Below are 16,552 nucleotides of genomic sequence, written 5' to 3' on the forward strand. Positions count from 1 at the left end.
CCGAAGCAGGTAGCTTCAGATTTAAATTAGTACGGAGTTACTTTGTTGAGCGTTTTGTTCCGACAAACCAGATAAGACCTGCAACTACGTGCATTGAGGCCAATCCAATTGATGTCTTGGAGTCATCTGAAGCGCTAAATGGGGCAGCAGCGGTTACTACGCCAAAAATGAGTCCTATCGTCGATGACTTTGATAAGAAACTCTGGGATTTTTTCCCAATTATTGAAGTGACAAAAGCCGCAATCACAAGTCCGAATAAAGTTGAAGCAAAGACCATAGCCAGAGCGATTTCTTGAGATCCACCTTGATTTACGACCATTGTTGCATCGGCACCTTTGGCGATAAGGAAGATGATCGAGTTACCAATTGCAGCAATTGCTGCATAACCTGCAAATTTACGAACGTTGAGTGACTGCGTCATGTCTGTTTTCCTTCTTGTTTATGGGGTGATGTTCTTTCATGTGATTAGAGATTGCTTCTGATATTTCGATCAAAGACTTCATTTGAGCCTGGGTTAGGACCTCGCTGAAACAATGATTGATTTCTTTTGACTGCAAAGGAATTGCAGCCTCAGCTATTTTTCTTCCCTTAGCTGTGATGGAGACATCGAAGCAGCGAGAATCATCGGTATTTCTAGATTTCTTTACAAAACCAGTCTCTTCCATCCTTGAAATCTGATGAGACATTCGGCTTATTTCCCAACCAAGCCCCTGTGCAAGTCGATTCAGGTTCACGCTTGGGACAGTCAATTCAGAAAGAGCGACAAGCACTACGTATTCCGTTCCAGAAATTCCAGAGTGGTTAGTAATTTGTCGACCAAGGTGAGGAAGCAAACTGGTGCCGATTTTGTGGAATGCACGCCAGGCCTTGGAGTCGAGCTCCTTCATTCCCTTTTGTGCCACGAAAGTATTAAATCAGATATACTTGATATGTCAAGTAATAAGCAGATTTAGAAAGAGCCCCCCAATGAATAGTTATATGGTCGTTTCCACTTTTAAAGAAAGCGTTACACAAGACGAAATTCGAGCATTGATTCCAGCAGAGCAGTTGCAAGCTAAATTGTTGGAAGCGCAAGGTTTGTTGGGGAGCATCAAAGTTGCGATGCCTAAGCGCACGGTGTTTCTTGAGGCATTTGGCCAAGACGATCAAGGCGTCCTAGAAACCATCCACTCGCTTCCGCTAGCCGCGCTTTGGAACATTGAATTGTTCTCGATAACGCCACCAGCAGGATCTAGCGTATAAAAGTTCATATAGAACTAACAATCAAATCTTGAGAGATATGCCAGTTTCTTTCTCGGAAAGTTCCCAGAGCTTGCGAATGTTCGTCTTATTCCGAGTTCGCAATATGGGGTGCTTTACCGGGGCGCCGTTATTTCCAAATCTTGGACTGTAGAACTGACCACCTTTAGCTTCGGGATCAAGAGCAGCTCTAATTTGCGGCCGAGCACCTTCACCAGGCTCCATTCCCACGTGAGCAGCTAGGTACTTTGAAAGGGTTCCAGTCCAACCTGCAGCGCCCTTGTCGAAAGTCTCAACCTGTAAGTTTGTGTGAGACAACCCTGGGTGCGCCAAAAGGCTCATGGCTTTTTTTCCTGCATTTTTGAACTCGTTATCTAATCCAAGAGCAAAGAAATAGTTGGCTAATTTTGATTGGGCATATGCCTTCCATGGGGCGTACTTCTTGCGCAAATGTGGATCATCAAAGTTGATGTTCCACACCAAGTGGTGCGCAGTGCTGGTCACAGTAACAACTCGGGCTTGTTCTGCTGCCAATAAGTTATCCATTAGAAGTCCAGTAAGACTCCAATGGCCTAAATGGTTAACGCCAAACTGACTTTCAAAGCCATCTTCAGTTTTCATTTCTGGCATAGCCATAATTCCAGCGTTATTTATCAAGAGATCTAATTGGCTGAACTTGTTGCCAACTTCTGCAGCTGCGGCTCTGATACTGCCCTGAGAGGCAAGATCCAAGCGAAGTAGTTCTACTTGGGCTTTTGGTATGAGCTTTTGAACTTCTGCAACTGCTGCCTTGCCCTTTTCTTCATTTCTAGCGGCGAGAAGTACATGAGCACCTTTAGAGGCTAAAGCCTTAACCGTTTCAAAACCTAGACCGATATTGCCACCAGTAACTAGCGCAGTCTTGCCTTTAAGTGACGGGGTTTTATCTATTGAAAATGACATTAGTGGCCTCCGAAGATTCTTGATGCGTTGATGAGTCGAAACCTATCAACCTATTAGACCACCGTCAACTAGCAATCCCACAGAAGTTTCATAAATTTTTTGAGATTCTTAGAGGCATCAGACCACTCAGACTCATAGAAGATTTCCCGAGACTTCTTGGTCGATTTGAGTAGGCCAGCATTGCTCAGAATCTTTAGGTGGTGGGAGATAGTCGGACGAGCCAGATTCAGCCGTTCAGTAATCTGTAGGACATTGAGCGGCCCTTCCGTTTCAAGCATGATCAAAATATCTTGCCTATTGGGGTCGCCAAGGGCATTAAAAACTAATGAGCAATCCCTAGCAACTTTTCGAACCTGATTTTCCGTAACCATAAGATAAGGGTATCAACCCGTCGAAACTCTTCAACCGAATCCGAATTGAACTTTTGGAAGTTGTTTCAAGTTGATTAATCTTTGGGGGCAAAATTGAGGGCAATTGAACATTTTGAGCGTTGCTTCACGCATAACAATGTCGTCTCCGGCTTATAGGGCGACTCTTCTTTAACTTAATGTCTAGCGATTTCAATTTGGCCAGCTTTTGAGCTTTATGTGGTTTACTTCTTAAATGCAATCGGGTAGAAACGTGGCTGGCTTACTCCTGGCCATTATGTTTACAATTTCAAACTTGACCCCTGCTTACGCCCACCAGCCAATTAACCTCACCGCAACTAACTCAAGTGCTAATAAGGGACCAATCATTGTTGATGGCAAAGTCTCCTTTGTAATCAGAGCAAATTTCACAAAGCCAAATCAAAGTCAAGGATTTCGGGCAGCATTACAAGCAGGTGAGACATTGTATTTTGAGTACTTAATCATTGATAAAGCACCAGAGAATAAATTAGCTAAAAACAAATTACCAGTTGCCACAATCACCGATCCAGCTGGGAAAAAAATGGTAATCAATTTCACTGAACGTACTAAATTCTATTATCCATTTCTCGACACGAATTTCGTGTATTTGGCAAAATATAATCAAGCAGCTCTTGATGGAATATATAAGTTTACTTTGCGATCAAAGGTAAAGGCCGCAATCCAAGTTGTAGTTGGAACTCTAGAAACTTATGGTGAGGTTCTATCACCTGCCACCTGTCCAGCATGGGTGGAACCAATAGATGAGGTAAAGATTCTGCCTGCATATGCCGAAGGGCTAGTTGGTATGAAAAAAGAGGCTGCTGCATCTTGTGCTGAAAAATTAGGTTGGCAGTATCGAATTGGCCAAGAAGATAATCAAGTCTTTGCTTTAACTAGAGATTATCGAAGGGATCGTATAACTGTTTCAATAAAGAATGGCTTAATAACTCAAAGCTTAGTTGGTTAGGTAGTTTCCTCAGGTTTATTAGTTGTTTCTATGGGGAATCTATGGGCAATTGCATTTCTTGAGCGTAGCTTCATGCATAGTAGCGTCGTCTCCGGCTTATAGGGCGACTCTTCTTCACATAATTGTTACTGCGAGTAGCCAGATACCTATCCCATGATTTACTTGCACTACGGGTTTGGTAGTAATCGGGACTTGGTTAATAGCCAGGTCCCTTTTGCTTTCCCGCACCGCTTAATTAAATATGCAATAATTCGAATCCGCTTGTTTGGTAGTAATTGGGACTTGGTTAATCACCAGGTCCCTTTTGCTTTCTAAGTTCGTTTTTATCCACAAGTAGCCTCATTTAGAAATTCATGATTTGGCAAAGCCGTAACTTCGCTTCCGTGTTGGGGGCGTGTTGTAATTGGTAGCCTGTTCGTTTACCAAACAAGCGGAACGGGTTCAAATCCCGTCGCCTCCACCACAGTCTTAACTGTTTCAGCTCGATCTATTGGTAATGATCAAAAGAGCTACTTCAGATATGCATGGAAGGGCCTCGAGAGATCGGGGCCCTTTCCACTTCCCTGGTCTTATTGAGCCAGTCTTCTCCTTTGCCATTTCCAGATTTACAATTAATTCATGGCAGAGAAGAAAGTAATGGGACCGGCTTCGTATTTCCCCTCAATTGAGAAGAATTATGGAAAGCCAATCGAACACTGGATGAAGGAACTTAAGAAAGTTTCGAAGCTTGCCCACATGGAACAAGTGGCTCACCTCAAAGAGAAGTTTGAAATGGGTCATGGCCATGCAAATGCAATAGTGGCTGTTTTTAGACAGAAGAACGGTCTTTAGTTTTTGGCAACAAGAGAGCAGAAGCTTTATGAGATGCCCGTGGCTGACGTTTATGTTCACTATGTAAATAAAGTGGAGCGCAAAGATCGAACCGAGGCTGAGCTAATTAAAGTCATGTGCTGGCTGACGGGCTTTGATAGTAAGACGCTTAAACAGCACCTCAAGAAGCAAACTTCATTTAGGGATTTCTTCAAAGCCGCAAAGATTCACCCGAATGCCAAGCTGATTACTGGTTCTATTTGCGGCGTGAAGATTTCAGAGATCGAGGATCCTCTGATGAAGAAGATTCGCTATATGGACAAGCTCGTTGATGAGATTGCTAAGGGACGCCCAATGGAGAAGATTCTTCGTTCTGGCGAATAGCGCCAGAGGTTTTGTACCATTAATGCATGAAATCAATGACATGCATTCAACTTGGTGGCGCCTGTGATCAGGTATTTTCTGGAGATTCTTTCGACGAGCTAGCTAGCCAAAGCCAGCAGCACGGCAAAGAAATGTTTGGAGCTAACGATGGACCTCACATGGAAGCTATGGGAGCCATGATGGAACTCATGAAGACAGGTGGCATGGATGCCTGGAGGTCTGCGCGCAAAGCGGAATTCGAAGCACTTTAAATTTATTGCTGCTTATTCAGCAATCGGTGCGAGGCACTCTGAGATGCATTTTGGATCAATCACTTCTCCGGCCTTCACTTCAATATTGAGTTGAATCGAGTTAGGTCCAGGAACAATCTGCATGGTCTCGACCTTTTGATATTCATCTGTCGAACATGCACAACTACCGTCAGCACAACCCTGAATGGTCTCCAGTACCGCATCTTTATCTACAACATTCTCTAGATTCACCACGAGCGATGAGCCTGTTTGCGCTGACTTGATGTCCATTTAAGTCCCCTTTTTCTTGAATTCTACGCCCGTGTAGTTTCAAAGAGGGACCACTTAGTGGGGCTAGCACTTGAAGTTCCGATAATCGGTTTATTCACTCAAATTTAGATGGGGCAGTTAAACTCGTTACATGAGCGATCAACTTCCTCCATGTCCTGAATGTAAATCTGAATACTCATACGAAATGGGCGAGCTACTCGTGTGCCCTGAATGTGCTCACGAGTGGAACCCGAATGACGTTGAAATTGAGACGGTTCGAGTCATCAAAGATGCTTCAGGAAACGTTCTTGTCGATGGTGATGATGTAACTATCGTGAAGGATATGAAGGTCAAAGGAAGCTCAAATACTTTGAAAGTCGGAACCAAGGTACGAGGAATTCGACTCGTCGATGGTCCGGGAGATCACGACATCGAGGCGAAAGTTGATGGTTTTGGACCGATGAATTTGAAATCAAGCATTGTGAGAAAGGCTTAAACGATGACCGAAGGCAAGATTCGATCTGAAATTCTAGAAACAGGTAATCCCAAGATAAAATCTGCACGCATTGTCGTTGAGGCGTCTCCAGCAATAATTTTTGCAATCCTTGCGAACCCAAAGCGCCATAAAGATATTGACGGAAGCGCAACGGTCACTGCGAATGTCAGCGGTCCAGATGCATTAGTCCTAGGGTCAAAATTTGGTATGAAGATGCGCCTAGGAATCACGTACTGGATTAGAAATACAGTTGTGGAATATAGACAGGATGAATTAATTGCATGGCGACATTTTGGTCGTTGGAGATGGCGATACGAGCTCTTGGATCTAGGTAATGGCTCAACTCAAGTTACTGAAACCTTCGATGGCTCCTTTGCTCCAGAGCTTGCCCAGAGATGGCTTAACTTCCGTAAGGCTTATCCATGGACCCAGCTCGCTGTTGCAAAGTCATTGGTCCGCTTAAAGGCTGTAGCAGAAAGCGAGGGAAAGTAATGAGTGGAATAAGGAGCTTCTTGCTCAACATATTCGCGATACTTTTTGGAGCACTAGCGATTATCTCTGGCGAAGCCGATGATTCCCCAGGACTTCAGGGGATTGGCCTGATTGTCTTGATTATCGTTTTTGTGAAGTCATTCAAGAAATGGCAGAATTTAAGAAAGAACTTGTAAAGGAATCGCATGAAGTTTCTTATCTCAGTAATCGATGATCTCTCTAACTCAGGCACACCTGCTGAGATGGAGGCAATTAACGCCTTTAATGATGGACTGCGCGACAACGGCCAGTGGATCTTCGCTTGGGGACTTCAAGCTCCCGAAACAGCAACAGTGATTGATAATCGCAATGGTGCTAATACCGAAACAGGCAAGCCGCTATTTGATGCAAAAGAGAACTTCAGCGGCTTATGGCTTATCGAAGTTGCAGATGCAGAGACAGCCAAGAAGCTCGCTTATGAAGCTTCAAAGGCTTGCAATAGAAAAGTTGAGCTTCGCCCGCTTCACTAATGGAATCTATTGAGCCATGATTGCATCGTGTACATATTGCGCTAAGCCGTTTACGCGACCGTCGTAATACTTCTTAAATCGAGGATCTTGCACATACATAAGCGCGAGGTTCTTCTGCATCTCTACTGAACAGTCGTAGAACCATTTAGAGATAGCTTCTCGATGGGCGACAACGGCTCTTTGAGCTTCGGGTGCATGAATTGAAATGCTATTTCCGAATGCGTAAACAAAAAGTTCAGTGGCCGCTTCTTGATCTACCTTTGCGGCAGCGAAGTCAGCGTGGGTGTACTTAGAAGTCCGGGACTGAGATTGGGCATAAGCCTCGGTATCTCCCCAGCGCTCTTGGACCTCGTTTTCGTACTGCTCCATGATCGAGAGGTTACCCTTTATTGACGTTGGAAAGCGCCCACAAAACACAGAGAACGATTCCGATTGCAGAAAGAACCATCGCCAGAGTTACGGATTCACCAAGTAACAGTGCAGACCAACCCAAAGTCATGATTGCTTGCAGCTGCTGTACTTGAGATCCATGGGCAACACCGAAGTCACGAAGACCGCGATACCAAGCAAAGAAACCTAAGTACATGGATGAGAATCCGATGGCGAGTAAGCCAAAGAGCGCGTCCCCGTGGAAATCATAAGAAGAGTTTGTCTGTGCATACACAATCGCTGATGCTGGAATCGCAATCGGCAAGCTGACAACGACAACCCACGAAATGACCTGCCAGCCAGGCATATAAGAAGTCAGTGAGGCACCTTCTACGTAGCAATAAGAAGATGCAATCACCGCACCGATGATTAAGAGATCGGTGAATAAATCAGAGTCAGAAGTGCCGCCGCGGGTTATTGAGAAAGCGATGAGCAGAACGGTTCCAAGGCTTGAAGCGACCCAGAAAGAAGTGCCCGGATGCTTTCTATGCTTAATCACTGCGATGATTGCTGTGACAAGAGGCATCACTGCTGCAATGACGGAGACGTGTGCAGATGTTGTCCGTTGAAGGGCGAGTGCAATCAAAATAGGCCAACCGAAGACTGCGCCGAGCGCAGTAAATGCAGTTGGTCGCCATAGTTCTCGTGGAAGTTTTGGAACCTTGGCAATCAACATCAGCGGAATTGCGAGGCATGCGGCAATTACCGGGCGAGCAAAAGCAGTAAAGAGTGGGTCAAAACTCTTGAGCGCTAGTTTGGTAAAAGGGAGAGAAAGTGAGAATGCAAAGATTCCAAGGAAGGCAAAGAAGAGACCGCTTCGCTGAGTTTTAGTAAGTGAAGCGGCCATCTACTTAGTTGAGATTAACTTTGACAGACTTTCCAGTGCGAGCAGATTCGTGAGCTGCATCAGCAAGAATTAACGCTGCGCGGCCATCGTCATAGGTTGATCCAAGAACCTTGCCTGACTTAATTCCCTCAACGAAGAGTTTGAGTTCATTGCGGTATGAATCTGCGTAGCGCTCGAGGAAGAAGTCCATAAATGGTTCTCCTGCAGTCGTTGCATCCTTGGTAAATGACTTCACAGTTGAATCAGAGAGGTTGCTGATCTGCAGCATTCCCTTATCGCCGAAGATTTCAGCGCGCTGGTCGTAACCAAATGCGGCATGGCGTGAATTAACGATGGTGACGAGCTCGTTATTGGCACCCTTCATGACAACGCTGACGTTATCGAAGTCGCCTTCTTCTTTGATGTAATCACAGAAGCTATTGGCGCCAAAGGCAGTTACTTCAACGATATTTGGTACGAAGTTACGCGCCATATCGAAATCGTGGATTGTCATATCGCGGAAGATGCCACCAGAGACTGCAATGTAAGCCTGTGGAGCAGGCCCTGGGTCGCGGCTCGTAAGGATTACCTGCTCGATATTTCCGATAGTTCCATCGACAACCTTTGCCTTAAGTGCCAAGTACTGAGGATCTTGACGGCGGTTAAATCCAAGAGTGATGTTGATCTTCGCCGCATTTGCTTGAGCGCGGAATTCTTCAACGTTCTTGATATCAAGATCAAGTGGCTTCTCGCAGAGAGCGTGCACGCCAGCGGCAATACATTCACGAATAAGTGGAATGTGTGTTGCAGTTGGTGAGCCAATGATGACCGCATCAACTTCACCTGAAGCGATGACTGCTGAAGGATCATTGGAAACCTTGCCACCGAATGCAGCAGTTACCTTCTTCGCATTCTCTTCAAAGGGATCAACTATATAGACAAGCTCAAGTTCGGGGGTGTCATTGACGCTTCCAGCATGGACATAACCAATACGACCTGCGCCAATAATTGCGATTCTGATTTTCTGAGTCATTGCGTGAGCCTATTCCTTGATTCGTAGTTGGTGAAGTTACTTGTAGCGAGTCCCGATGAGATTGCCAATCTCAAGAACGGTCTTGATATTAGAAAGTGAATCGTGGTGGGTATAGAGAGGTCCCTCAAGAAGTCCCTGTTCAACATATTGAGCAAAGGCATGCACTTGATAGATAAGGCCGAGATGCTCGGGGATTCCAAGTTCATCCACCCACGTGGTCTGCGCTCCGTTGAATGTGGATTCATGGAAGGTAATCGAAGATGGGGTAAACCAAGGTGTTCCAAAGGTGATTGCACCCTTTGAGCCAGAAACGCCAGCCCAGTGTGGAAGCGTTGTACGAGCTGAAAGAACAAAGTTAGAACGTGATCCATTGGCAAAGCGCATAAATGCGTGGGTCTCTTCATCAATATCGTTGGGATGTAACTTTCCAAAGGCGTGAATCTCAGTTGGATTACCAAGGAACTGCTGCGAAAGAGCTGCTGGGTAGATGCCCATATCGATGATGGGATTTCCACCGCCTAAGGTGAAGAGGCGAGTAACTTCGAGATTGTTCTGGCAGAAGTTAGAGACAACGAGTTCAACATCTCCGAGTGCGCCATCAGCAACGAGCTGGCGCGCAATATCCATCTGTGGCAAGAAGCGAGTCCACATTGCTTCCATCGCAAGGACCTTCTTCGCCTTTGCTGCGGAATAAATCTGTTCAGCTTCTGCGTAATCCATAGTGATGGGCTTTTCGATCAGAACGTGCTTGCCAGCGTTGATAGCAACGAGTGCCACTCCTAAACGATCAGATGGCAGCGTGCCAATATAGATCGCATCGATATCTTCGCGCGCTGCTAACTCTTCATATGAGTTGTGGAATGAATCAAGGTTCCACTTCTGTGCAAATGCTTCGGCCTTACCTGGTGTGCGAGAGGCAACAGCAACAAATTGCTGCGTTGAATTAAGTTGCGCAGTCTTGACCATCGCATCTGAAATCCACCCGGCACCGAAAATACCCCAGCGAAGTGGCTTTGAATCAGCCGCTGCAAAAACATGTGGCTTTGGAAGTGTGGTCATTGCTTCACCTTACTTATCTGGGTTAGGAACGGTTACGTCGCGAACAAAGGATTCGAGGTCGTTAACTGATTGCAAGAATCCGCGAAGAGTGCGAAGAGTTCCACCAAAGTTGGTGAACTCTTCAACTTTGAGACCATCAACGTCATACATCTTTCTAAACTCTGGGAAGTTTTCTAGAAGTGGGTCAAGGATGCGAGCCTCAATCGGTTCGTTGACGCTATTGAGGTTGGGGGTAATGCCCATCTCATTGATCTTTACCTGCCATGCATATGGGGGAGAGATGACTGAATCTCCACCAAGAATTTCTGACCAGTGCATGTGATTGCGGAAGGCAGCAGACAATAAACGGGTGCGATATCCGCGTTCGGTGTAAATCTTGTGTGCATGTCTAAAGACTGCAACACCAGCCCACTCAAGAATCTCGGGATCGACTTTGGCGCCCATCTTTTCAGCGCCGACCTTTACCCAATCGTCTACGCGACCAACCATGATGGTGCAGACAGGTCCCATCTGAGAGATATCTAAGCCTTCTGCTTCGCGACGCTTTAGCCCGCGCTCGATTGCTTCAGCAACAGCGATTGTCTGTGCCACAGAGAATGAAACGGTCGCATTGAGGCTGACACCTTGGTATGTCGCTTCTTCAAATGCAGTGATTGCCTCACTTGTTACTGGAATCTTGACGATGATGTTCTTGGCAAGCTTTGAGAATTCAACAGCCTGATCAGTAAGAGCCTTTGCATTTCGATAAAGACGTGGATCTGTCTGAATAGATAAGCGGCCATTTCGTCCGTTGTACTTATCGAATTCACCTTCGAATAGCTTTGCAGCGTTGACCGAGAGCTCTTTCACCATCGCCCAACCGATTTCATCTTCGGTAGCCAGTGGATTCTTCTTGGCATAATCCTTGATGCGCTCAACCCAATGTGGAGCATCTGCCTTAATTGCAGTCAGTGCAATAACAGGATTACAGGTTGCACCAACGATTCCCCAATTAAGTGCATCGGTGAGCTCTTTGGGATCTGCTGAGTCATTCCAGAGAACAGTCTTCGAGTTCTCCTTCATATAAAGAAAAGGTGATTGGCTCATCTCTATTACTTCACTCGTGCAGCGCGAGTTGCAGCAAGGATGTGCTCGCGGGTGCGCTGTGCAATAGGAAACGGCATATCAACAGGGCAGCCATACATATCTTGCTCAATGATTGCGAAGATTTCCGGATTGATCTCAAGTGCGCGCTCAATGATTGGCGCGAACTTCGGAACACCTTCAAAGCCTGGCTCAGTCATAACACCCTTGGCTACTGCATCTCCGAAAGGAACATCATTCTTTAAAGTCTCAGCCAAGATATCGGGATGCACTTGCTTAAGATGCAAGTAACCAATGCGCTCTGGATATGCATTCATCATCTTGAGGTTGTCACCTAAGTAATAAGCAAAGTGGCCTGTATCGAGACAGAGATTTGAGTAAAGCGGATCTGTCTCTTGTAAGTAGCGCTCAACCTCTTGATAAGTACCGATATGGCTATCTGCATGTGAGTGGAATTGCTGATGAATGCCGAACTCCTCAAGAAGAGCCTTGCCAAGCTTGTTATGCCCTGCAGCAAGACGCTTCCACTGTTCATTTGAAAGTGTGCGCGATTCGCGCGCTTGGCCGGTCTTGTCATCGCGCCAGAGATCAGGAATAACTACTAGGTGTTCGACGCCTAACTTAGAGACAAGGTTTGCAACTGCAAGTGCCTGATCCCATGCGCGCTGCCACTGGCTCTCATCTTCTTTATGGAAACCTGTAAATACAGTTCCAGCAGTCATCTTGAGATTGCGCTTACCAAGTTCATCTTCAAGCTGCTTTGGGTCAGTAGGAAGGTATCCATAAGGTCCAAGCTCAATCCAGTGATAACCCGCCTCAACAACTTCATCAAGGAAGCGATCCCATGGAACCTGATGCGGCTCACTTGGAAACCAGACGCCCCATGAATCAGGTGCTGTGCCTACGCGGATTTGCTGTGTCATGAATGTGCTCCTATTTCTTATCTTCTACGCCGTTACCAAGCAACGGACGTTGCTGTGCAATCTCTGTTTTGTACTGGGCATACGCATCTTGGGTGCTCTTCAAGTTTGAAACGGGGGCGATAGGAACATCCCACCAACCTTCTCCGCCAGGTGAATAGAGCAGTGGATCGCTATTGATATGGATAAGAGTCGATGTAGCCGATTGTTTTGCAGTTTTCACTGCCTCATGTAGATCTGCAATTGCGCTTGCTGTCTGCTTGATATCGATGACGTTGATTCCAAGGCTTGCCGCATTTGCCGCAAGATCAACCGGAAGTTTTTCGCCGTTCTCGAAGTTATTGCCAGCTTGGTCTTTAAAGCGATATTGCGTGCCGAAACGTTGTGAACCAATATCTTCAGAGAGATGGCCGATGGATGCAAAGCCGTGATTTTGGATTAGAACGATGATGACCTTGAGTCCTTCGGCAACTGCAGAAACGATTTCGGTATGCATCATCAAATATGAACCATCTCCGACCATGACGATAGGTGTGGCTCCTGCGCGAGCTGCGCCAAGTCCTGCGGCGATTTCATATCCCATGCATGAGAACGCGTATTCGACGTGATACCCAAGTGGTGAACGTACGCGCCAGAGTTTGTGGAGATCGCCCGGCAGTGAACCAGCTGCGCAAATCACGGTATCCGTTGCATCCGTTGCTGATTGCACTGCATGAATGATTTCAGTCTGGCTTGGAAGTGCGAGCTTTTGATCTACAAAAGCTGCATCAACAACTACATCCCATTCGCCCTTATCGCTTGTGTACTTCTTCTGATACTCAGGTGAAGTTGAGAATCCGCTCAGAAGTTGTGTCAGCTCTGTCAGAGTTTCGCGCGCATCGGCAACAACTGGCAGTGCGCTTCCATGCTTATAAGCATCGAATGAGGCAATGTTGATATTGATAAAGCGAACGTCGGGGTTCTGGAAGGCAGTGCGGCTTGATGTCGTGAAGTCGCTGTAGCGAGTACCAATACCGATAACAACGTCAGCGTTATGAGCTGCTCTATTTGCAGCAGTTGTGCCGGTTGCACCTACAGAACCGAGAAGTTGTGGGTGATCCCAATTAAGTGAACCAACGCCCGCATGTGAAGTTCCAACAGGGATCTTGGTCTCTTCTACGAAAGATTGAAGCGCATCATGAGCATCAGAGTAAATAACTCCGCCACCTGCAATGATTAATGGGTTTTTTGCGCCAGCAATTACTCGTGCAACGTTTGCAAGAAGAGCCGCTTCCGCACGTGGGCGACGGATATGCCATTCGCGATCTACCAGAAATTCTTCGGGCACATCAATAACTTCCGCTTGCACATCTTCAGGAAGCGCGATGGTGACTGCGCCTGTTTCAGATGGATCTGTCAGTACGCGCATTGCACTTAAGAGCGCTGAGAAAACTTGTTCAGGTCGCTGTACTCGATCAAAGAAACGAGAGAGTGGCTTAAATGCATCGTTCACAGAGAGCGTTGCATCATGTGGCATCTCGAGCTGTTGTAGAACTGGATCTGAAGAACGATTGGCAAAGGTATCTGAAGGAAGAAGAAGTACAGGTAAACGATTTGTGGTTGCAACCGCTGCACCTGTGAGCATATTTGTAGCTCCTGGACCGACGGATGCTGTGCATGCGAAGGTGGCGCGACGGCGCTTCATGCGAGCAAATGCAGTTGATTCGTGAACCATGGCTTGTTCATTGCGCGCTTGGAAATAAGGCATAACTGATGGATCTTCAACAGAGAGTTGCTTGAGCGCTTGACCGATACCAGCAACATTTCCGTGGCCAAAGATTCCGAAGACACCTTGAATAGTGCGTTCGCGGTGATCGCCATCAACTGTGTATTGGTGTGAAAGGAATTCAACAATTGCTTGGCTAACTGTCATTCTGCGAGTGGCCATATCAATTCCTTCCTAAGCTCCGTAGGGCAATCTTGGGTCTGTTTGCTGCGATTGCCAAGTGTCACGAATCCAAACCTGGTCGGGATGATCCGTTGCATTCCATGTGCGTTCTGGGTCTGGTCCGGCCATCACATTGAAGAAGTAGAGGTCATATCCAGGTCCTGCTGCAGCTGGTCCGTGCCAACCGTAAGGAACGAGTGCAACGTCGCCTGAATGAATCTCTTCATTGACGTCGTAGGGGCGTGAATCGGCAGAAGTTCCGCGGAAATATCCGAATGGCGATGATGCTGTTGGGGTTGTTGCTCCGCGAGTGACTGCGCTTTCGAAGTAGTAAATCTCTTCCAGATTAGATTCTTTGCCAGCGATATATGCATCGTGCTTATGTGAAGGAGACCCTGACCAGTTTCCAGCCGGAACTATTACTTCGCAGACAATCATGCGATCAGCATCGAGAGTCTCGGGCATTCCTAAGTTATGGACTTGGCGAGTTTCGCGACCTGCTCCGCGAAGAGTTACTGAAACATCTTCTTTAGGAGTGAATCGAACTTCTTTCGCAACAGTTGCAGGAGTTTCACCAACTGCAATACGACCAACACCAGTTATTGATGCTGAAGTATTGATAGGTAGATAGATGAAATCTGAAGGTCCGTGGAATACGGATTTGCGGCCACGTAGTACTTGGCTTGAACTAGTTCCGTTGTGTGCGTACTCAACAAGAAATTCATCGCCTTCTAAAGCGAAGATGATGCGCTCGTTGGAATCACTAGGAAGTGAAAGTGCGGCGCCTTGTGAAAGTGTTCCAACGCGAAGGCCTGTGTATTTCCAGCCCGCGACAGGTGGGTTCTGCGGATCAACGCGGATATCCCAAGCGCCCTGAGCTAACTCAGCTTTCTTGAAATACCACTTGCCTGCAGAGGTCATCTCATCGACTAATTCTGTTTTGATTAATTCTGTGGGAAGCCGAGGTTAATTCCACCGTGGCTTGGATCAAGCCAACGTGAAGTAATTGCCTTTCCACGTGTGAAGAAGTGAACTCCTTCAACTCCGTGTGCCTTGGTATCACCGAAGAGTGATTGCTTCCATCCACCGAAGGAGTAGTAAGCAACAGGTACAGGAATAGGAACGTTGATTCCGACCATACCTACTTGAATTTCATTCTGGAAGCGACGTGCTGCGCCACCATCGTTTGTAAAGATAGCTGTTCCGTTTCCGAATGCACCGCTATTAATAAGTGCAACACCTTCGTCGTAGCTCTTTACGCGCACGATAGAAAGTACTGGCCCGAAGATTTCTTCGGTGTAAACCTTTGATGTTGTAGGGACTTTGTCGACCAAAGTCGGTGCAAGCCAGAATCCATTAGCATCGCCATCAACCTGTGGGTTGCGGCCATCAACCACAACTGTTGCGCCATCTTTTTCCGCGATATCGATGTATGAAGCAACTTTATCGCGGTGTTCGCGTGTAACAAGTGGACCCATATCGCAGCCACGGCGACCATCACCAGTACGGAGCTTGCCCATACGTTCGACAATCTTTGGAATCAACTTATCTGCAACTGGTTCGACAGCTACGACAACCGAGATAGCCATGCAACGCTCGCCTGCGCTACCGAAACCTGCGTTGATTGCAGAGTCTGCAACAAGTTCAAGATCTGCATCAGGAAGAACGAGCATGTGGTTCTTTGCGCCACCGAGCGCTTGTACGCGCTTACCTGAACGAGAAGCGTTCTCGTAAATATATTGTGCAATCGGGGTTGAACCCACGAATGAGATTGACTCGACATCAGGGCTGTTAAGCAATCCGTCTACAGATTCCTTATCGCCGTTGAGAACGTTAAATACGCCGTCTGGAAGTCCAGCTTCTTTCCAGAGCTTTGCAATCCACATTGATGCACTTGGATCTTTTTCAGATGGCTTAATGACTACGGTGTTTCCTGCTGCAATTGCAATTGGGAAGAACCACATTGGCACCATTGCTGGGAAGTTAAATGGGCTGATGATTCCGACAACGCCAAGTGGCTGACGCGTTGAATACACATCGACGCCAGTTGAAGCGTTCTCTGTGTAGAAACCTTTAAGTAGGTGAGGAATACCAGTCGCAAATTCAACAACTTCTTGGCCGCGGGTAATTTCACCGAGCGCGTCTGAGAGGACTTTTCCGTGCTCGCTTGTAATGATTTCTGCGAGTTCGCCCTTACGAGAGTTAAGAAGTTCGCGGAAGGTGAAGATGATTTGCTGGCGCTTAGCGAGTGACTCATCGCGCCACTTTGGATATGCATCCTTTGCAGCCTTAATAGCGGCATCAATTTCTGTCTGGTTAGCGAGAGCTACACGCTTTGTTTCGGTTCCAAGAGCTGGGTCGTAGACCGGGGAAGTTCTTCCTGAAGTGCTGACGAATTCTGCGCCATTGATCCAGTGGTTAACGACAGTGCTCATTTATTCCTCCTCGAAGCCAGACTGCGATACTAGGGGAGAAGTTGCTGTACCTGGAAGTCACATCTAGAATTCTCATCATTAAGGGGAGTACCTAGATACAGCCACCTCGTCA

The 16,552-nt window shown here is 46.7% G+C and carries 22 protein-coding genes; 8 read left to right on the plus strand and 14 right to left on the minus strand.

Annotated features, from left to right (window positions below):
• Positions 1–37: 37 nt before the first annotated feature.
• Both AC8GFK_RS01555 and AC8GFK_RS01560 read right to left on the minus strand, forming a co-directional pair.
• Positions 38–421 (minus strand): DUF6069 family protein, encoded by a 384-nt coding sequence (locus tag AC8GFK_RS01555; RefSeq protein WP_506625450.1) that lies wholly within the window; start codon positions 419–421, stop codon positions 38–40.
• On the minus strand, positions 396–902 hold the full coding sequence (locus AC8GFK_RS01560; protein ID WP_506625451.1) for a MarR family winged helix-turn-helix transcriptional regulator: 507 nt from the start codon (positions 900–902) through the stop codon (positions 396–398). The genes AC8GFK_RS01555 and AC8GFK_RS01560 overlap by 26 nt, the downstream gene beginning before the upstream one ends.
• 64 nt (positions 903–966) lie before the next feature.
• On the opposite strand from AC8GFK_RS01560, the gene AC8GFK_RS01565 reads away from it, so the two are divergent.
• A complete protein-coding gene (locus AC8GFK_RS01565; protein ID WP_506625452.1) occupies positions 967–1,242 on the plus strand; it encodes a hypothetical protein in 276 nt (91 codons plus the stop codon).
• A 21-nt stretch (positions 1,243–1,263) separates the two neighbouring features.
• On the opposite strand, the gene AC8GFK_RS01570 is transcribed toward AC8GFK_RS01565, so the two are convergent.
• Positions 1,264–2,181, minus strand: a complete 918-nt coding sequence (locus AC8GFK_RS01570) for an oxidoreductase (RefSeq protein WP_506625453.1) — start codon at positions 2,179–2,181, stop codon at positions 1,264–1,266.
• A gap of 68 nt (positions 2,182–2,249) precedes the next feature.
• A complete protein-coding gene (locus tag AC8GFK_RS01575; RefSeq protein WP_506625454.1) occupies positions 2,250–2,552 on the minus strand; it encodes an ArsR/SmtB family transcription factor in 303 nt (100 codons plus the stop codon).
• A gap of 250 nt (positions 2,553–2,802) precedes the next feature.
• Here AC8GFK_RS01575 and AC8GFK_RS01580 point away from each other — a divergent pair, with 250 nt between their 5' ends.
• The 4 genes from AC8GFK_RS01580 to AC8GFK_RS01595 all read left to right on the plus strand — a co-directional run bounded on the left by AC8GFK_RS01580 (position 2,803) and on the right by AC8GFK_RS01595 (position 4,982).
• Positions 2,803–3,537, plus strand: coding sequence for a hypothetical protein (locus AC8GFK_RS01580; RefSeq protein ID WP_506625455.1), 735 nt, complete (start codon positions 2,803–2,805; stop codon positions 3,535–3,537).
• 618 nt (positions 3,538–4,155) lie between these two features.
• Positions 4,156–4,368 (plus strand): DUF4287 domain-containing protein, encoded by a 213-nt coding sequence (locus AC8GFK_RS01585; protein ID WP_506625456.1) that lies wholly within the window; start codon positions 4,156–4,158, stop codon positions 4,366–4,368.
• Between the two features lie 33 nt (positions 4,369–4,401).
• Complete coding sequence (locus tag AC8GFK_RS01590) at positions 4,402–4,731, plus strand: DUF2200 domain-containing protein (protein WP_506625772.1); 330 nt, start codon at positions 4,402–4,404, stop codon at positions 4,729–4,731.
• 26 nt (positions 4,732–4,757) lie between these two features.
• Positions 4,758–4,982, plus strand: coding sequence for a DUF1059 domain-containing protein (locus tag AC8GFK_RS01595; RefSeq protein ID WP_506625457.1), 225 nt, complete (start codon positions 4,758–4,760; stop codon positions 4,980–4,982).
• 12 nt (positions 4,983–4,994) lie between these two features.
• Here the strand turns inward: AC8GFK_RS01595 and AC8GFK_RS01600 are convergent, their stop codons facing one another.
• Positions 4,995–5,252, minus strand: coding sequence for a hypothetical protein (locus AC8GFK_RS01600; RefSeq protein ID WP_506625458.1), 258 nt, complete (start codon positions 5,250–5,252; stop codon positions 4,995–4,997).
• Positions 5,253–5,382: 130 nt separating this feature from the next.
• Between AC8GFK_RS01600 and AC8GFK_RS01605 the strand changes: the two genes are divergently transcribed.
• From AC8GFK_RS01605 to AC8GFK_RS01615, 3 genes are all read left to right on the plus strand, one after another.
• Positions 5,383–5,727: a zinc ribbon domain-containing protein YjdM gene (locus tag AC8GFK_RS01605; protein ID WP_506625459.1), complete on the plus strand. Its 345-nt coding sequence runs from the start codon at positions 5,383–5,385 to the stop codon at positions 5,725–5,727.
• Positions 5,728–5,730: 3 nt separating this feature from the next.
• Positions 5,731–6,219 (plus strand): SRPBCC family protein, encoded by a 489-nt coding sequence (locus tag AC8GFK_RS01610; RefSeq protein ID WP_506625460.1) that lies wholly within the window; start codon positions 5,731–5,733, stop codon positions 6,217–6,219.
• Positions 6,220–6,404: 185 nt separating this feature from the next.
• Positions 6,405–6,728 (plus strand): YciI family protein, encoded by a 324-nt coding sequence (locus tag AC8GFK_RS01615; RefSeq protein WP_506625461.1) that lies wholly within the window; start codon positions 6,405–6,407, stop codon positions 6,726–6,728.
• 6 nt (positions 6,729–6,734) lie between these two features.
• On the opposite strand, the gene AC8GFK_RS01620 is transcribed toward AC8GFK_RS01615, so the two are convergent.
• The 9 genes from AC8GFK_RS01620 to AC8GFK_RS01660 are packed head-to-tail and all read right to left on the minus strand — an operon-like array spanning position 6,735 to position 16,440.
• A complete protein-coding gene (locus tag AC8GFK_RS01620) occupies positions 6,735–7,097 on the minus strand; it encodes a TipAS antibiotic-recognition domain-containing protein (RefSeq protein ID WP_506625462.1) in 363 nt (120 codons plus the stop codon).
• Between the two features lie 10 nt (positions 7,098–7,107).
• Positions 7,108–8,004, minus strand: coding sequence for a DMT family transporter (locus AC8GFK_RS01625; RefSeq protein WP_506625463.1), 897 nt, complete (start codon positions 8,002–8,004; stop codon positions 7,108–7,110).
• 4 nt (positions 8,005–8,008) lie between these two features.
• Positions 8,009–9,016: an inositol 2-dehydrogenase gene (iolG, locus tag AC8GFK_RS01630; RefSeq protein ID WP_506625464.1), complete on the minus strand. Its 1,008-nt coding sequence runs from the start codon at positions 9,014–9,016 to the stop codon at positions 8,009–8,011.
• A gap of 36 nt (positions 9,017–9,052) precedes the next feature.
• Entirely contained in the window at positions 9,053–10,075 is a 1,023-nt protein-coding gene (locus AC8GFK_RS01635) for a Gfo/Idh/MocA family protein (protein ID WP_506625465.1), read from the minus strand.
• A 9-nt stretch (positions 10,076–10,084) separates the two neighbouring features.
• Positions 10,085–11,161, minus strand: coding sequence for a transaldolase family protein (locus AC8GFK_RS01640; protein WP_506625466.1), 1,077 nt, complete (start codon positions 11,159–11,161; stop codon positions 10,085–10,087).
• A 5-nt stretch (positions 11,162–11,166) separates the two neighbouring features.
• Positions 11,167–12,081: a sugar phosphate isomerase/epimerase family protein gene (locus tag AC8GFK_RS01645; RefSeq protein ID WP_506625467.1), complete on the minus strand. Its 915-nt coding sequence runs from the start codon at positions 12,079–12,081 to the stop codon at positions 11,167–11,169.
• 10 nt (positions 12,082–12,091) lie between these two features.
• Complete coding sequence (gene iolD, locus AC8GFK_RS01650) at positions 12,092–14,005, minus strand: 3D-(3,5/4)-trihydroxycyclohexane-1,2-dione acylhydrolase (decyclizing) (protein ID WP_506625468.1); 1,914 nt, start codon at positions 14,003–14,005, stop codon at positions 12,092–12,094.
• A 12-nt stretch (positions 14,006–14,017) separates the two neighbouring features.
• Entirely contained in the window at positions 14,018–14,926 is a 909-nt protein-coding gene (gene iolB, locus AC8GFK_RS01655; RefSeq protein ID WP_506625469.1) for a 5-deoxy-glucuronate isomerase, read from the minus strand.
• A gap of 23 nt (positions 14,927–14,949) precedes the next feature.
• Positions 14,950–16,440, minus strand: coding sequence for a CoA-acylating methylmalonate-semialdehyde dehydrogenase (locus AC8GFK_RS01660; RefSeq protein ID WP_506625470.1), 1,491 nt, complete (start codon positions 16,438–16,440; stop codon positions 14,950–14,952).
• Positions 16,441–16,552 lie beyond the last annotated feature (112 nt).

The sequence above is a fragment of the Planktophila turicensis (SeqCode) genome (assembly GCF_965234405.1).
Classification (GTDB): Bacteria; Actinomycetota; Actinomycetes; order Nanopelagicales; family Nanopelagicaceae; genus Planktophila; species Planktophila turicensis.

Coding starts and splice junctions, on each gene's coding strand:
- AC8GFK_RS01640 (WP_506625466.1), bottom strand. CDS start 11,161: ATGAGCCAATCACCTTTTCTTTATATGAAGGAGAACTCGAAGACTGTT.
- iolG (WP_506625464.1), bottom strand. CDS start 9,016: ATGACTCAGAAAATCAGAATCGCAATTATTGGCGCAGGTCGTATTGGT.
- AC8GFK_RS01615 (WP_506625461.1), top strand. CDS start 6,405: ATGAAGTTTCTTATCTCAGTAATCGATGATCTCTCTAACTCAGGCACA.
- iolB (WP_506625469.1), bottom strand. CDS start 14,926: ATGACCTCTGCAGGCAAGTGGTATTTCAAGAAAGCTGAGTTAGCTCAG.
- AC8GFK_RS01555 (WP_506625450.1), bottom strand. CDS start 421: ATGACGCAGTCACTCAACGTTCGTAAATTTGCAGGTTATGCAGCAATT.
- AC8GFK_RS01565 (WP_506625452.1), top strand. CDS start 967: ATGAATAGTTATATGGTCGTTTCCACTTTTAAAGAAAGCGTTACACAA.
- AC8GFK_RS01635 (WP_506625465.1), bottom strand. CDS start 10,075: ATGACCACACTTCCAAAGCCACATGTTTTTGCAGCGGCTGATTCAAAG.
- AC8GFK_RS01600 (WP_506625458.1), bottom strand. CDS start 5,252: ATGGACATCAAGTCAGCGCAAACAGGCTCATCGCTCGTGGTGAATCTA.
- AC8GFK_RS01620 (WP_506625462.1), bottom strand. CDS start 7,097: ATGGAGCAGTACGAAAACGAGGTCCAAGAGCGCTGGGGAGATACCGAG.
- AC8GFK_RS01585 (WP_506625456.1), top strand. CDS start 4,156: ATGGCAGAGAAGAAAGTAATGGGACCGGCTTCGTATTTCCCCTCAATT.
- AC8GFK_RS01605 (WP_506625459.1), top strand. CDS start 5,383: ATGAGCGATCAACTTCCTCCATGTCCTGAATGTAAATCTGAATACTCA.
- AC8GFK_RS01590 (WP_506625772.1), top strand. CDS start 4,402: ATGCCCGTGGCTGACGTTTATGTTCACTATGTAAATAAAGTGGAGCGC.
- AC8GFK_RS01625 (WP_506625463.1), bottom strand. CDS start 8,004: ATGGCCGCTTCACTTACTAAAACTCAGCGAAGCGGTCTCTTCTTTGCC.
- AC8GFK_RS01570 (WP_506625453.1), bottom strand. CDS start 2,181: ATGTCATTTTCAATAGATAAAACCCCGTCACTTAAAGGCAAGACTGCG.
- AC8GFK_RS01645 (WP_506625467.1), bottom strand. CDS start 12,081: ATGACACAGCAAATCCGCGTAGGCACAGCACCTGATTCATGGGGCGTC.
- AC8GFK_RS01595 (WP_506625457.1), top strand. CDS start 4,758: ATGAAATCAATGACATGCATTCAACTTGGTGGCGCCTGTGATCAGGTA.
- AC8GFK_RS01660 (WP_506625470.1), bottom strand. CDS start 16,440: ATGAGCACTGTCGTTAACCACTGGATCAATGGCGCAGAATTCGTCAGC.
- AC8GFK_RS01610 (WP_506625460.1), top strand. CDS start 5,731: ATGACCGAAGGCAAGATTCGATCTGAAATTCTAGAAACAGGTAATCCC.
- iolD (WP_506625468.1), bottom strand. CDS start 14,005: ATGGCCACTCGCAGAATGACAGTTAGCCAAGCAATTGTTGAATTCCTT.
- AC8GFK_RS01575 (WP_506625454.1), bottom strand. CDS start 2,552: ATGGTTACGGAAAATCAGGTTCGAAAAGTTGCTAGGGATTGCTCATTA.